The sequence below is a fragment of the Halobacterium sp. R2-5 genome, from assembly GCF_011734195.1.
Taxonomy (GTDB): Archaea; Halobacteriota; Halobacteria; order Halobacteriales; family Halobacteriaceae; genus Halobacterium.
On the sequence record NZ_JAANTH010000001.1, the window covers coordinates 1,528,442 to 1,542,546 of the forward strand.

Genomic DNA, 14,105 nt, shown 5'->3' on the forward strand with positions numbered 1-14,105 from the left:
GGTACTTAACACGCATGTCGTAAACGATTGTGATGGATATGTCCGACCAAGATTCCGACGTGGAGCTCGAGGCCCGACTCCCCGAGGGGGAGGTCTTCGAGCCCCCGGAGTCGTTCGTCGAGCAGGCGAACGTCTCCGACCCCGGCATCTACGACGAGTTCGAAGAGAACTGGCCGGAGTGCTGGGAGCGCGCCGCCGACCACCTCACGTGGGACGAGGAGTACGACACCGTCCTCGACGACTCCGAACCCCCGTTCTACGAGTGGTTCACTGGCGGCGAACTGAACGCGAGCTACAACTGCATCGACCGGCACGTAGAGGACGGCCGCGGCGACGAAGTAGCCATCGAGTGGGTAGGCGAACCCACCGACGAGACGCGGACCTACACGTACTCGGAGCTCCAGCGCGAGGTCGAGGAGTTCGCGGCCGCGCTCCGGGACCGCGGCGTGGAGGAGGACGACATCGTCACCCTCTACATGCCGATGATTCCGGAACTCCCGATCGCCATGTTGGCGTGCGCGCGCATCGGTGCGCCCCACTCCGTCGTCTTCGCGGGCTTCTCCGCGGACGCCCTCGCGACCCGGATGAACTCCGCGGACTCGGAGTACCTCGTGACCTGCGACGGCTACTACCGCCGCGGCGACCCGCTCGACCACCTCGACAAGGCCAACGAGGGCCTCGAGGGCGTCGACCACGAGGTCAGCGACGTGTTCGTCGTCGACCGCCTCGGCGACGACGGCTTCGGCCACGACCTCGCGGACAACCAGACCGACTACGACGACCTCGTCGCGGAGTACGAGGGCGCCGAAGTCGAGCCGGTGTCCCGGGACGCCGAGGACATGCTGTTCCTGATGTACACGTCGGGGACCACCGGGAAGCCGAAGGGCGTCAAGCACACGACGGGCGGGTATCTGTCGTACGCGGCGTGGACGAGCCACGCCGTCCTGGACATCAAGCCCGAGGACACGTACTGGTGTTCGGCCGACATCGGCTGGATCACCGGCCACTCGTACATCGTCTACGGACCGCTCGCGCTCGGCACCACCTCCGTGATGTACGAGGGCACCCCGGACTACCCCGAGAAGGACCGCCTCTGGGAGATCGTCGAGGACTACGACGTCACCCAGCTGTACACCGCGCCCACGGCGATTCGCGCGTTCATGAAGTGGGGCAAGCAGTACCCCGACCAGCACGACCTCTCGAGCCTGCGGCTGCTGGGGACGGTCGGCGAACCCATCAACCCGCGCGCGTGGAAGTGGTACTACACCCACATCGGTGACGAGGACTGTCCGGTGGTAGACACGTGGTGGCAGACCGAGACCGGCGGCATGATGGTGACCACCCTGCCCGGCGTCGGCGACATGAAACCCGGCTCCGCGGGCCCGCCGCTCCCGGGCATCGACGCGAACATCGTCGACACCACGGGCGAGAAGATCAGCGCCGGCGAGGCCGGCTACCTCACGATCGACAACCCGTGGCCCGGGATGCTGCGGACGCTGTACGACAACGACGAGCGCTTCGTCGACGAGTACTGGACCGAGTACTCGGACACGGACAGCAGTGACTCCGAGGACTGGGTGTACTTCCCCGAAGACGGCGCGAAGATCGACGAGGACGGCTACATCACCGTGCTCGGGCGCGTCGACGACGTCGTCAACGTCTCCGGGCACCGCCTCGGGACGATGGAGATCGAGTCCGCCATCGTCGGCGTCGAGGGCGTCGCGGAAGCCGCCGTCGTCGGCGGCGACCACGACATCAAGGGTGAAGCCGTCTACGCGTACGTCATCACGGAGGACGGCTACGACGGAGACGAGGACCTCCGCGAGCGCATCGTCGCCGGTGTCGAGGACGCCATCGGCCCCATCGCGCGCCCGGAGGAAGTCGTGTTCACGTCGGAGCTGCCGAAGACCCGGTCCGGGAAGATCATGCGTCGGCTGCTCGAGGACATCGCCAACGGCGAGGAGCTCGGCAACACGTCGACGCTGCGGAACCCCGACGTCGTCGAGGACATCCAGGCGAAGGTCTCCGACGACTAACCACGCACTTCGTTTTCGCACTGACACACTCACTGAGACGACACACTGACTACAACGACACACCGCAAACTATGACAGACAACGACACGCAAGACACGACCGACGCGTCGACCGCCGAACCGGACGGCGGCGCGGTGGCTGGCAGGCGCCAGTCACAGGAGAGCACGGACTATCTCACGTCCGAAGTGAACCTGCTGCAGCCGAGCACGCCGTTCATGCGCGACCACCTCCGCGTCATCTGGACGGGGTTCGTCGTCTGGGCGGTCATCGTCTTCGGCCCGGTGACCGCGACGGCGGTCGCCCCCGGCGTGATGACGACGACGATGCCGATCATCGGCTTCCCGCTGCACTACTTCCTCGTCGCCATCGGCGCGCCCGGCGGCGCGCTGATTCTCGCGTTCTGGTACGCGCGCAAGCGCGACGCCCTAGACGAGAAGTACGGCATCGACCACGGGACTGACGGAGGGGTCTCCGAATGACGGACGTATTCTCAGTCGCGGGCAGCGCGGTCGCACAGTCCGGCCTCCTCCCCGAGGGGCTGAACGTCTCGTTCAAGGCGCTGCCCGCCGTCATGGTGACGGCGATGCTGCTGCTGTTCCTCGTCATCGGCTACGTGTTCAAGGTCGCCGACACCGAGGGCATGTGGGTCGCCGGGCGCTCCATCGGGAACGTCGAGAACGGCATGGCCATCGGCGCGAACTGGATGTCCGCGGCGTCCTATCTCGGCATGGCGGCGCTCATCGCCACGTCCGGGTTCTACGGGCTCTCGTTCGTCGTCGGCTGGTCGACCGGGTACTTCATCCTGCTCATCTTCATGGCCGCCCAGATGCGGCGGTTCGGGAAGTACACCGCGCCGGACTTCGTCGGCGACCGCTTCAACTCCGACACCGCGCGCGCCATCGCCGCGGTCACCACGTTCCTCATCGGGTTCGTGTACGCCATCGGGCAGGCCCGCGGCATGGGCCTCGTCGGCCTCTACATCTTCGGCGACATCGGCCTCCCCGGGCTCTCCGGCTACCAGTCGATGGTCGTCCTCATGATGGCCATCACGGTCGGGTACCTCACGCTCTCGGGGATGCTCGGCGCGACGAAGAACATGGCCGTCCAGTACGTCATCCTCATCCTGGCGTTCCTCTCGGCGGTGTACGTCGTCGGGTTCGTCAACGGCTACTCGACCGTGCTCCCGCAGATCGAGTACGGCGCGATGTTCAGCCAGTTGGCCAGCGAGTTCAGTGAGCCGTTCGTCAACGGCGGCTTCTACCTCTGGATAGCCACCGCGTTCTCACTCGTCGTGGGGACGTGTGGGTTGCCACACGTGCTCGTGCGGTTCTACACCGTGGAGAACGAGCGCACCGCCCGCTGGTCGACCGTCTGGGGGCTCGGCTTCATCCTCCTGCTGTACCTCGGGTCGCCCGCGCTCGCGGCGTTCGGTACCGACCTCTACGCAGAGAACATCGGTCCGGTGTACGGCGACCCCGGCATGACGACCGCCGCCGGTGACGTCATCGTCGTGCTCGCCGCGCAGCTGTCGAACCTCCCGACGTGGTTCGTCGGCCTCGTCGCGGCCGGCGGCATCGCGGCCGCCATCGCGACGGTCGCCGGCCTGTTCATCGCGGGCTCGTCGGCGATCTCCCACGACATCTACGCGAACATCATCAACGAGGACGCCACGCAGCGCCAGCAGGTGCTCGTCGGCCGCCTCAGCATCGTCGCGCTCGGCGTCATCACGACGCTCGCCGCGCTCGACCCCGCGGCGCCCATCGCGGCGCTCGTGTCGTACGCGTTCTCGCTGGCCGGCGCCGTGCTGTTCCCGATGTTCTTCCTCGGGCTCTGGTGGGAGAACACGAACCGCCAGGGCGCCCTCGCGGGCATGACCACCGGGCTCACCATCTGGGCGATCCCGATGATCAACGAAGTGCTACCGGCGTACGGCTTCTTCAGCGGCGCGACGAACGCCAACGGCGTGCTGTCCGCGGCCATCGCGCAGTGGGTGCCCGCAATCGGCTCCGCGCTCGTCGCGGTGCCGATCGTGTTCGCGGTGACTATCGCCGTCTCGCTGGTAACGTCCGAGCCGGACATGGAGACCAAGAAGATGGTCCGGCAGTGCCACAGCCCCGAGCCGATGCGCAAGCAGCAGAGCGCCGAAGACGCAGTGAGCTCTGACGACTAATGTACGACAACATCCTCGTTCCGACGGACGGTAGTGCGGCATCCCGCAGCGCGGTCGACCAGGCCGTCGACCTCGCAGAGAAGTACGACGCGACCGTACACGCGCTGTACGTCTTCGACATCGACGCCACGAACCTCGCGCTCGGCACCGAGCAGGTCGAGCGCATCCGCCGCGGAAAGCTCGACGAGATGCCAGAGGTGCGCGAGAAAGCCGACGAGGCGACCGGCTACGTCGCCCGCATCGCCGGCGACCACGGCGTGCCCGTCGAGGAGCACGTCACCGCCGGCGAGCCCGCGCGCGCCATCCGGAAGTTCGTCGAGGACAACGACGTCGACCTCGTCGTGATGGGGAGTCACGGGCGCTCCGGGCTCTCCCGCGTCGTCCTCGGCAGCGTCGCCGAGAAAGTGCTGCGTCGCACCCGGCTACCGGTGCTGGTCGTCGACGCCAGCGGAGACAACGAGGACTGAGACACCGATATGAACGCGACGACAAAACAGACGGCGACGGGGGCCGACCGGTGAGCGTCCTCAACGCCATCCGCGACCACGTCGTCGAACACCACGACGGCATGCTGTTCGACATGGTGTTCGCCGTCGGGTGGGTGACGATCGTCTCGCTGCTGTTCGAGACGTTCGACGCGCCCCAGCTGGTGTACTACGGCGCGCTCGCGGCCGGCGTCGTCGCCTACTTCGGGTTCGTCTACTCGCTGAAGCTCGCGAAAGAACAGTAGCCCGACCGCCGTTTTTTCACCCGAGGATGTACCGCATCCAGGGGTAACGCTCGACGAGCGTCTCGCCGCCGACGTCGTAGTTCTCGACGTAGGAGTCCAGCCCGAGGATGCGCCCGGCGCCGAACGCCGCCACGGAGAGGAACACGAGCATGTACGCGAAGTCGCCGTTGATGTAGCCGTGGGCGACGTCCCAGTTGCCGAGGTAGAACATGAGCATCATGAACGCGCCCCAGAACGCCGCGAGGCGGGTCAGGAGGCCCACGATGAGGCCGAGGCCGATGAGGACTTCTCCCCACGGGACGGCGACGTTCACGAAGTCGACGAACCACGGCGTCTCGCCCATCGCGACGAAGAGGTCCGCGACCGGACTGCCGTTCGCGGGCGGCGCGTTCTGCAGGTAGCCGGCGGCGCTGAAGCTGCCGGACAGCACTTTGTCGGCGCCGCTCCAGAGGAACGCGACGCCCATCATCAGCCGGAGCGCGAGGATGAACCAGACGCTCAGCGAGTGGAGTTTCCCGGTGGCCGTGAAGCCGCCGACCGTGCTCTCGAGTCTGTGTTCTCGGGTGGACATGAGTGTTTGAAACCAAACTCCCCACCCCCATTAAAACAATGGCTGGTTCTCGGGATATTGGAGGACTACACGCCGAATCTGGTTTCTCGCGATTCATTCACGCGCGCGTCGGCCCCCGAAAGTTCTCGCACAGTCGCCGGAAGACCTACGAATTACCAGATATCGATACAGTGTGTATAAATTATATAGATCCCGACTGGAGCGCTCTGCCGGATCGAGGAGTGGGCGGCCGGCGGTCCGACAGCTCGGCCACAGGTGGCAAAGCGGGTGCGAGAGGACTCGCTCCGAGTTCGAGATCTCGCACGCAGTTCGGTTGTCGTTCTGGAGTTCAGAGACGACGATACACCGTCAATAGGTAGATATTCCACCTAGCTACACTGCTTCAAACTGTCCCTCATGCCCGAGTTCACGACTTCGGAATCTATCCGAGCGCCGTCCGCAGTCCGGGACGAGTTAGCTCGCGCAGCCAGTGGGTATGCTCGAACTAGCCCCCGCGATTTCGCATAACTATGGATATGCTACGCGGAAAATACCAGATGTTGGACTATACTGCGTGGCGGGCGGGTGAGCCCTATTCGAGGGACTTCAGCATCCCCTTGAGGTAGCCGACCGTGTACGAGCGGCCGAGCGTGCTGCCGAACTCCCAGTCGGTCTCGCCCTCCATCAGCGGGACGTGGTCCGGAGTCATCACGCCCGTGAACCCGACCTCGTCGAGGGCCTTCACGACCTCGTACTCGTCGAAGTTTCCGGCCTCGTCGTCGACGAACGTCTCGTGGAACTCGGGGACGGTGCCGACGACGTCCCGGAAGTGCGCGTAGACGATGTCGTCGCCGCCGAAGTGCCGGATGACGTCGGGGAGGTCCTCGCCCATCTCCGACCAGCAGCCCATCCCGAGTTTGAGGCCGTGGTTGTCGCTGGGGTGGACGTCGAGCGCGCGCTCGAAGTTCTCGCGGTTCCGGAACAGGAGCGGAATCCCGAACAGCTGTTCGACGGGCGGGTCGCTGGGGTGGACGCCGAGTTTCACGCCCGCTTCCTCAGCGACGGGGACGACCTCGTGGAGGAACTCCTCGTAGCGCTCCCACATCTCTTCCTCCGTGACTTCGCGGTCGGGGCCGCTGCGGGAGTCCTCGTCGAAGTCGTCGATATAGAACGCCGAGGCCTTCGCGTCGCCGCGGATCGAGTGCTCGCGCGTGGTGCGGACCGCGCCGTCGGGCGGGTGGCCGCTGTACCCGAGCACGTGGATGCCCGCCGCGCCCATGTTCCGGATGGTCTCCGTGACGACGTCGAGTTGGGCCTGACGGTCGCCGTCGTTCAGGAGGATCTCGTAGAGGGGGACCGGCATCTTCTCGACGCCGTACAGCCGGAGGCCGGCGTCGTTCGCCCGGTCCCGCAGGTCGACGAGTTCGGCCTCGGACCACGCCTCGCCGAGCGGGAGCGCCGAGTCGAACCCCTCGTGGCGGTGGGGTGTGAGCAGCACGTCGTCGACGCCGAGCTGGGCGGCGAACCGCAGGAAGTCCTCAGTCGCGGGCTTGTACGTGCCGATAGCGACGCGCATCGTCTTCGGGTCGGCCTGGACGGCCTCGTGTGAGTCCTCGCCGTCGTTCCTGGATGCCATAACTCACCGAAGGCAGGTCCGTCGGTTAAAGGTTTAGCCGGGCCCCCGCCGGCTCCGACCGAGCGAACGCACGGAGTGACCTGACCACATCGAAATAATAACAAAAGTACGACTGTTATTTCTTGTCTCTGGAGGTGGTCCCAGTTCAGATAGAAACGGAGCGAGGCCGGACATGTGCGTTCGACATACTCGAATGTCCTGATTACGCTACGGGTAGACACGGCCTAGCTTCGACGAGGTTGACACGCGGACGGAAATGACCGGAATCCGGCGGGTTACGAGTGCGCGATGTTGAGTTCGAGTTCGTTCGCCGCGCCGAGCAGGAGGTCCGGGAGCGCTTCCTCGAAGCGCTCGCCCTTCAGCCGGTGGCTGGGGCCGGTGACGCTGAGGCCGCCGATGACGTCGCCGTCCGGGTCGCAGATGGGGACGCCGGCGGCGTGCGTACCCTGGAGCGACTCCTCGCGGTTGAACGCGTAGCCACGCTCGCGGACTACTTCGAGTTCCTCGCGCAGTTCCTCGGGGTCGGTGATCGTGTGCTCGGTCACGGGCTCGAAGGACATGCGTTCGAGCATGTCGAATAGCTCCGGCTCGGGGAGTTCGGAGAGAATCGCCTTGCCGGCCGAGGCCGCGTACAGCGGGATGCGACTCCCGATACCGGGGTCGGTCCGGACCGCGTGGTCGCCGACCGAGCGCGCGAGGTACACCGCCATCCCGTGTTCCTCGACGAAGAACTGTGCGCGCTCGCCGGTCTCCTCGGCGATCTCCTCGACCTTCTCCCGGACGAGGTCGTACCCCCGGTAGCTGTTGCGCGCGGTCACGCCGACGTCGAGGAACTGGAGGCCGACGTAGTAGCCGTCGTCGCGCTCGACGACGTACTCCAGGTCTTCGAGCGTCCGCAAGTGCCGGTGGACAGTGCTCTTCGCGTAGTCGAGGTCCGCCGCGAGGTCCGCCAGCGACGTGCCCTGCTCGTCCGTGATGTATTCGACGATGTCGAACATCGTGCGCGCCGTCTGCACCGAGTCGGTCGGAGCGGCCCCGTTCGGTTCGTTCATGGACGGGCGGTGCCCTTCCACCGACAAAAATCATTCGACGGAGTCGAACGGCTACCCGGCCCACGTTCGGGCGCACGGTTCTCCCCCAAGGATACTTTTAATTCAGCGACGCGCGAGTCTCAGGTGTGGTCACACCGTCGTCGATAGCGGGTGAGGACTCGGGAATCCTAGCGGAGCGTCCGTTCCAGTTGCTGCTGCTCATCAACGTCCTCCCGCCGCTGGGCACCGCGCTGCTCTCCCCGGTGCTGGGCTCGCTGGTCGAGCCGCTTGGCGCGACGACGGCGAACGTCGGCCTCCTGATGTCCGCGTTCACCGCGCCCGCCATCTTCGTCATCCCCATCGCGGGCGTCGTCTCGGACCGGTACGGCCGCCGCCCGGTACTCATCTTCGGACTGCTGTGGTTCGGGCTCACCGGCACGGCGATCGCGCTCGTCTCGACGTTCGAGGCCGCGCTCGCGCTCCGCTTCCTGCAGGGCGTCGGCTTCGCCGCGCTCACGCCCATCATCATCACCAGCCTCGGCGACCTCTACACCGGCACCAAGGAGGCCACCGCCCAGGGGCTGCGGTTCTCCGGCTCGGGGCTCTCCCAGACGGTGTTCCCGCTCGCCGCGGGCGTGCTCGTCGGCTTCGCGTGGCAGTACCCGTTCCTCCTGTACGCCGTCGCGTTCCCCATCGCGGCCGTCGTCTACGTCGCCTTCGAGGAGCCCCTCGACTCGACCGCTGACGACGACTCGGAGGCGGGCTTCCGCGAGCAGCTCGCGGACCTGCGCACGCTCGTCGCTCACCGGCGCGCGTGGACGATGGTCATCGCCCGCGGCTCCGCGAACCTCGCGTGGTTCGGCTTCCTCACGTACAACTCCATCCTCGTCGTGGACGTGCTCGGGGGCACGCCCGCCCAGGCGGGGCTGCTCGCGGCACTCGCGAGCCTCACGTACGCGCTCGCGGCCTCCCAGGCCGGCCGCATCGCCGACCTCTTCGACGACCGCCTCTACCCGCTGCTCGCGACGAACGCGTCGATGGGGCTGGGACTCGCGCTCGTCTTCCTCGCGCCGTCCCTGCTCGTTGCGGGCGTCGGCGTGGTGTTCATGGGCGTCGGCTTCGGGCTCGTGCTCTCCATCTACCGCAGCGTCATCACCACACTCGCGCCGCCCGAGCTGCGCGGCGGCCTCGTCAGCCTGAGCGAGGGCAGCGGCCGCGCCGCGGCGACCGCGACGCCGATTCTGATGGGCGCCGCCATCGCGGTCGCCACCGCCTACCTCGGCTTCGAGGAGGCCGTACGCGCGGTCGGCATCGGCACGGGGCTGCTCGGCGCGGGCACGGGCATCGTCTGCCTGCTCGCGATGAGCGCGGCGCCGCCGATTCGCATGGACGACTGAGTCGGGACCCCGGGAACTTTGTCCGCCCCCCGCGATGCTCGGAGCATGACGCAGACAGACGTCGCGGTGCTCGACCACGACGCCCACGGCATCCCGGCCGCCGACTACGCCGACCTCCTCGACAGGCGCCTCCCCGACTACACCGTCCACCTCGCGTCGACGCCCGACGAGCGACGCGACCTAATCGCAGAGGCCACCGTCGTCGCGGGCAAGGAAATCAGCGTCGAAGAATTGGAAGCCGCGGAGAACCTCCGGCTGTTCGCGTGCAACTCCGCGGGCGTCGACCACCTCCCGCTGGACGAGCTCGCCGAACGCGGCGTCGCCGTCACGAACGCCTCTGGCGTCCACGGTCCGAACATCGCCGAGCACGTCATCGGCTGGGTGCTCACGTTCGCACGCCGACTCGACGAGGGGCGGCGGCGGCAGGAGCGCCGCGAGTGGCGGCGCTTCCAGTCGTTCACCGAGCTCGCGGGCAGCACCGTCACCGTCGTCGGCCTCGGCGCCATCGGCGAGGCGGTCGTCCAGCGCTTCGACGGCTTCGACGTCGACACCGTCGGCGTCCGCCACACCGTCTCGAAGGGCGGTCCAACGGACGAAGTGGTCGGCTACGACGACCTGCCAGACGTCCTCCCGGAGACGGACGTGCTCGTGCTCGCGTGCCCGCTCACGGAGACGACCGAGGGACTCGTGGGCGAGACGGAATTCGACGCGCTGCCGACGGACGCCGTCGTCGTGAACGTCGCGCGCGGCGGCGTCGTCGACACGGCCGCGCTCGTCGCGGCGGTGCGCGGGAACAAGATCCACGGCGCCGGCCTCGACGTCACCGACCCCGAGCCGCTGCCGAGCGACCACGACCTCTGGGGGTTCGAGAACGTCTTCCTCACGCCGCACGTCGCCGGCCACACGCCCAAATACTGGGAGCGCCGCGCGGACATCCTCGTGGAGAATCTGGCGAACGTCGCGGAGACGGGCGAGTACAGCGACCTCAGGAATCAGGTCGTCTGACTACTGATAGGCCTGCAGCCCGGTGAGGTCCTCGCCGATGATGAGCGTGTGGATGTCGTGGGTGCCCTCGTACGTGTAGACGGTCTCCATGTTCGCCATGTGGCGCATCGGCGAGTAGTCCGCGGTGATGCCGTTGCCGCCGAGCATCTCGCGGGCGATGCGGGACTGGTCGCGGGCCATCCGGACGTTGTTGCGCTTGGCCATCGAGACGTGCTGGGGGCGCATCTCCCCCTCCTCCTTGAGTTCCGCGAGCCGGTGGGCGAGCAGCTGCGCGAGCGTGATCTGGGTCGCCATCTCCGCGAGCTTCTGCTGTTGCATCTGGAAGCCGCCGATGGGCTTGCCGAACTGCTCGCGGTCTGTCGCGTACTGCCGTGCGGTCTCGAAGCAGTCCTGGGCGGCGCCGATCGCGCCCCAGGCGATGCCGTAGCGGGCCTGCGTGAGACACGACAGCGGCCCCTTCATCCCGGAGACGCCGGGCAGGCGGTTCTCCTCGGGGATGCGGACGTCCTGCAGGCTGATCTCGCCCGTGATGGACGCGCGCAGGCTGAGCTTCTCGTCGATCTTGTTCGTGGTGACGCCGTCGCGGTCGGTCTCCACGAGGAACCCGCGGACGGGCGTGTCGTCCTCGCTATGGTCTTTCGCCCAGACGACCGCGACGTCAGAGATGGGGGAGTTCGTGATCCACGTCTTCGAGCCGTTCAGGACGTACTCGTCGCCGTCCTTCTCGGCGCGCGTCTCCATCGCCGAGGGGTTCGAGCCGTGCTCGGGCTCCGTGAGGCCGAAGCAGCCCACGGCCTCGCCGGCGCCGAGTTTCGGCAGCCACTCGTCTTTCTGCTCGTCGCTGCCGAACGCGTGAATCGGGTACATCACGAGCGCGCCCTGCACGCTCGCCATCGAGCGCAGCCCCGAGTCGCAGGCCTCCAGTTCGCGCATCAGCAGGCCGTACGCGGTCTCGCTGACGTTCGGCAGGCCGTAGCCCTCGAGGTTCGGCGCGTAGAACCCCATCTCCCCCATCTTCGGAATGATCTCCTCGGGGAACGTCCCGTCGATCCAGTGCTGGCCGATGTCCTCCACCTCGCCGTCGATGAACGAGCGCGCGGCGTCGACGAGCATCCGCTCCTCCTCGGTCAGCGACGACTCTAAGTCGAAGTAGTCGAGCATACCTCGCCGTAACGCCCCCACCAATAAATAACCCTACTGCCCGGCCGCGCTCAGAAGCCGTCGGTCCCTTCGAGCAGGTGTTCCTCGACGACGTCCTCGTCGAGTTCGATGCCGAGGCCGGGCTCCTCGGGCACCTCGATGCGGCCGTCCCGAATCAGGGGCTCGTCGCGCGCGAGCAGGTCGTCCCACCACTCGACTTCCAGCGCGTGGTACTCCAGCAGGTCGAAGTTCGGCGTCGCCGCACCGAGGTGGACACAGGCCATCGTCCCGACGGGGCTGCAGACGTTGTGCGGGGACATCGGGATGTAGTTCTCCTCCGCGCGGTCGGCGACTCGCATCGTCTCCGTGAGCCCGCCGACCGTCGTCGGGTCCGGGGTGACGACGTCGACGCCGTGGTTGTAGATGAGGTCCGAGAGCTCGAACACGCGGAACCGGTTCTCGCCGGTCGCGACGGGCGTCCGGGTGGCCTGCGTGACCTCCTTCTGGGCGTCCATGTTCTCCGGCGGCACGAGGTCTTCGAGCCACATCAGGTCGAACTCCTCTAGCTCGTAGGCCAGACGCTTCGCGCTCTCGACGGAGTAGTCCCAGTGGCAGTCGAACGCCAGGTCGACGTCGTAGCCGATCTCCTCGCGGACCGCTTCGACGATTTCTTTCTTCTCGCGGATGGCGGCGTTCGTCAGCCGGCCGTTGTACGAGTCGTTTTCGTTGTCCGCGGGGAGGTCGAGGTCGAACTTGATGGCGTCGAAGCCCATGTCCGTGACGCGCGCGGCCTCCGCGGCGTACGCCTCGGGCGTGTACGCCTCCGCCTGCGCGTAGTCGGTCGCGCCGTCCTCGACGGCGTACGCCTCGCCGGCGTGGCAGTCGCAGTACAGCCGCACTTCGTCGCGGTACTTCGACCCGAGCAACTGGTAGACCGGGAGGTCGAGAATCTTTCCGGCGGCGTCCAGCAGCGCCACCTCGATGCCGGAGGCCGCGGTGACGACCTTCCCGGTGGTGCCGCCGTGGCCGGACATCTCCTGGAAGATGTACCGCACGAGGCGCTCGACGTCGAGGGGGTTCTCCCCGACGAGGAACCGGTTGGTGTACTCCACCAACTCGGGGATGCCGCCGCCCCGGTAGGACTCGCCGATGCCGGTGACGCCGGCGTCGGTCTCGACCTTGATGAGGTTCCACTCGAAGTTTCCTTCGACGACGCACGCGTCGATGCTCGTGATCTCCACGTCTCGGTCCGGGTCGCGGGTCTGAATCTGGTCTGAGAAGTCTCTCATTCGTCTCTGAATCTCTCGAGGGCGTCCTCGTCGAGGGGGACGCCGTGGCCGGGACGGTCGGGGAGGTCGATCATGCCGTCGTCGTCGGGCTCCACGGGGTCGGCGACGACGTCGTCGAACGCCTTCACGTCCATGTCGCGGTAGAAGTACTCCACCCAGAGGCCGTTCTCGATGGCCCCGAGCAGGGAGGCGTGGATGTTCCAGTTGTAGTGGGGCGCGATGGGGATGTCGTAGGCGGCGGCGTGGTGGGCGATCTTCAGCCACTCCGTGATGCCGCCACAGACCGTGACGTCGGGCTGGAGGATGGTCGCGGCGCCCTCGTCGGCGAGGCGAGCGAAGTTGTGCCGCGTGCCCTCCAGTTCGCCCGTGGCGACCGGGTAGTCGAGGGCGTCGTTGACCTCCGCCATCGTGTCCACGCGGTCGATCATCACCGGTTCCTCGATGAAGTACGGGTCGTGGGGCGCGAACTTCCGGCAGTTCCGCAGCGCCTCGGTCGTCGACTCCCAGACGCCGTTGGCGTCCAGCAGGAGCGTGCGCTCGTCGCCAATCTCGTCACGGACGGCGGCGACGCGGTCGGCCTCCTCGTCGGCGGAGCGCCGACCGACTTTCATCTTCACGACGTCGTGGCCCTCGTCGAGGTAGCGCCGCATCTCGCCGCGAAGGCCCTCGTGGCCCTTGTCGTCGCGGTAGTAGCCGCCGCTGGCGTACGACGGCACGCGCTCGCTGTGCCCGCCGAGGAGCTTGTGCAGCGGCTCGCCCGCGGCCTTCCCTTTCACGTCCCAGAGCGCGATGTCCACCGTGGAGATGGCCCGCAGCAGCAGGCCCGTCCGGCCGATCTGGACGGTGCCGTTGTACATCTCGTGCCAGAGTCGCTCCGTGTCCCGCGGGTCCTCGCCGACGAGCATCGGTTCGAGCAGCGACTCGACGGCGTCGGCGATGAGGCCCGCGCCCTCGTAGCCAAGCGAGTAGCCGACCCCCTCGTGGCCGGTGTCCGTCCGCACGTACGTAATCGCGTGGTCGCGGTACGTGAGCGTGCGGTTGGAGAACGAGACCGGGGTCTCCAGGGGCAGCTTGATCGGGAACGACTCGACCGCTGTGATCTCCATAAAGGGAGCGGCGAC

General features: G+C 67.1%; 13 protein-coding genes. 7 read left to right on the forward strand and 6 right to left on the reverse strand.

The window, feature by feature from the left end:
- Positions 1 to 38 precede the first annotated feature (38 nt).
- The 5 genes from acs (at position 39) to G9C83_RS08275 (ending at position 4,936) form a co-directional block, all read left to right on the forward strand.
- Positions 39 to 2,036 carry an acetate--CoA ligase gene (acs, locus tag G9C83_RS08255; protein ID WP_167245611.1) on the forward strand — a complete coding sequence of 666 codons (1,998 nt, stop codon included), beginning with the start codon at positions 39 to 41 and terminating at the stop codon, positions 2,034 to 2,036.
- A gap of 71 nt (positions 2,037 to 2,107) precedes the next feature.
- On the forward strand, positions 2,108 to 2,515 hold the full coding sequence (locus tag G9C83_RS08260) for a DUF4212 domain-containing protein (protein WP_167245612.1): 408 nt from the start codon (positions 2,108 to 2,110) through the stop codon (positions 2,513 to 2,515).
- On the forward strand, positions 2,512 to 4,206 hold the full coding sequence (locus tag G9C83_RS08265; protein WP_167245613.1) for a cation acetate symporter: 1,695 nt from the start codon (positions 2,512 to 2,514) through the stop codon (positions 4,204 to 4,206). The genes G9C83_RS08260 and G9C83_RS08265 overlap by 4 nt, the downstream gene beginning before the upstream one ends.
- Complete coding sequence (locus tag G9C83_RS08270; RefSeq protein ID WP_167245614.1) at positions 4,206 to 4,673, forward strand: universal stress protein; 468 nt, start codon at positions 4,206 to 4,208, stop codon at positions 4,671 to 4,673. The genes G9C83_RS08265 and G9C83_RS08270 overlap by 1 nt, the downstream gene beginning before the upstream one ends.
- A 50-nt stretch (positions 4,674 to 4,723) precedes the next feature.
- Positions 4,724 to 4,936 (forward strand): hypothetical protein, encoded by a 213-nt coding sequence (locus G9C83_RS08275; RefSeq protein WP_167245615.1) that lies wholly within the window; start codon positions 4,724 to 4,726, stop codon positions 4,934 to 4,936.
- Positions 4,937 to 4,952: 16 nt separating this feature from the next.
- On the opposite strand, the gene G9C83_RS08280 is transcribed toward G9C83_RS08275, so the two are convergent.
- The 3 genes from G9C83_RS08280 to G9C83_RS08290 form a co-directional block, all read right to left on the reverse strand.
- The gene (locus tag G9C83_RS08280) at positions 4,953 to 5,507 is read right to left on the reverse strand and encodes a DoxX family protein (protein WP_167245616.1); all 555 of its coding nucleotides are present in this window, start codon (positions 5,505 to 5,507) and stop codon (positions 4,953 to 4,955) included.
- Between the two features lie 571 nt (positions 5,508 to 6,078).
- On the reverse strand, positions 6,079 to 7,122 hold the full coding sequence (locus G9C83_RS08285; RefSeq protein ID WP_243837925.1) for a mannonate dehydratase: 1,044 nt from the start codon (positions 7,120 to 7,122) through the stop codon (positions 6,079 to 6,081).
- Between the two features lie 275 nt (positions 7,123 to 7,397).
- Entirely contained in the window at positions 7,398 to 8,174 is a 777-nt protein-coding gene (locus G9C83_RS08290) for an IclR family transcriptional regulator (protein WP_167245617.1), read from the reverse strand.
- 125 nt (positions 8,175 to 8,299) lie between these two features.
- On the opposite strand from G9C83_RS08290, the gene G9C83_RS08295 reads away from it, so the two are divergent.
- Together G9C83_RS08295 and G9C83_RS08300 are read left to right on the forward strand one after the other, a co-directional pair.
- The gene (locus G9C83_RS08295) at positions 8,300 to 9,550 is read left to right on the forward strand and encodes an MFS transporter (protein ID WP_167245618.1); all 1,251 of its coding nucleotides are present in this window, start codon (positions 8,300 to 8,302) and stop codon (positions 9,548 to 9,550) included.
- A 45-nt stretch (positions 9,551 to 9,595) separates the two neighbouring features.
- Positions 9,596 to 10,555, forward strand: coding sequence for a D-2-hydroxyacid dehydrogenase (locus G9C83_RS08300; protein WP_167245619.1), 960 nt, complete (start codon positions 9,596 to 9,598; stop codon positions 10,553 to 10,555).
- Here G9C83_RS08300 and G9C83_RS08305 read toward each other — a convergent pair whose 3' ends face one another.
- From G9C83_RS08305 to G9C83_RS08315, 3 genes are read right to left on the reverse strand one after another with little or no spacing between them, the layout of a single operon-like run.
- Entirely contained in the window at positions 10,556 to 11,716 is a 1,161-nt protein-coding gene (locus tag G9C83_RS08305; RefSeq protein WP_167245620.1) for an acyl-CoA dehydrogenase family protein, read from the reverse strand. It lies immediately after the preceding gene.
- Positions 11,717 to 11,766: 50 nt separating this feature from the next.
- Complete coding sequence (locus tag G9C83_RS08310) at positions 11,767 to 12,984, reverse strand: mandelate racemase/muconate lactonizing enzyme family protein (RefSeq protein WP_167245621.1); 1,218 nt, start codon at positions 12,982 to 12,984, stop codon at positions 11,767 to 11,769.
- Positions 12,981 to 14,090, reverse strand: coding sequence for a mandelate racemase/muconate lactonizing enzyme family protein (locus G9C83_RS08315; protein ID WP_167245622.1), 1,110 nt, complete (start codon positions 14,088 to 14,090; stop codon positions 12,981 to 12,983). The genes G9C83_RS08310 and G9C83_RS08315 overlap by 4 nt, the downstream gene beginning before the upstream one ends.
- Positions 14,091 to 14,105: the final 15 nt, after the last annotated feature.

What these genes read in the sequence shown, in the direction of transcription:
- acs (WP_167245611.1), top strand. Translation starts at nt 39, where the DNA reads ATGTCCGACCAAGATTCCGACGTGGAGCTCGAGGCCCGACTCCCCGAG.
- G9C83_RS08260 (WP_167245612.1), top strand. Translation starts at nt 2,108, where the DNA reads ATGACAGACAACGACACGCAAGACACGACCGACGCGTCGACCGCCGAA.
- G9C83_RS08265 (WP_167245613.1), top strand. Translation starts at nt 2,512, where the DNA reads ATGACGGACGTATTCTCAGTCGCGGGCAGCGCGGTCGCACAGTCCGGC.
- G9C83_RS08270 (WP_167245614.1), top strand. Translation starts at nt 4,206, where the DNA reads ATGTACGACAACATCCTCGTTCCGACGGACGGTAGTGCGGCATCCCGC.
- G9C83_RS08280 (WP_167245616.1), bottom strand. Translation starts at nt 5,507, where the DNA reads ATGTCCACCCGAGAACACAGACTCGAGAGCACGGTCGGCGGCTTCACG.
- G9C83_RS08285 (WP_243837925.1), bottom strand. Translation starts at nt 7,122, where the DNA reads ATGGCATCCAGGAACGACGGCGAGGACTCACACGAGGCCGTCCAGGCC.
- G9C83_RS08290 (WP_167245617.1), bottom strand. Translation starts at nt 8,174, where the DNA reads ATGAACGAACCGAACGGGGCCGCTCCGACCGACTCGGTGCAGACGGCG.
- G9C83_RS08300 (WP_167245619.1), top strand. Translation starts at nt 9,596, where the DNA reads ATGACGCAGACAGACGTCGCGGTGCTCGACCACGACGCCCACGGCATC.
- G9C83_RS08305 (WP_167245620.1), bottom strand. Translation starts at nt 11,716, where the DNA reads ATGCTCGACTACTTCGACTTAGAGTCGTCGCTGACCGAGGAGGAGCGG.
- G9C83_RS08310 (WP_167245621.1), bottom strand. Translation starts at nt 12,984, where the DNA reads ATGAGAGACTTCTCAGACCAGATTCAGACCCGCGACCCGGACCGAGAC.
- G9C83_RS08315 (WP_167245622.1), bottom strand. Translation starts at nt 14,090, where the DNA reads ATGGAGATCACAGCGGTCGAGTCGTTCCCGATCAAGCTGCCCCTGGAG.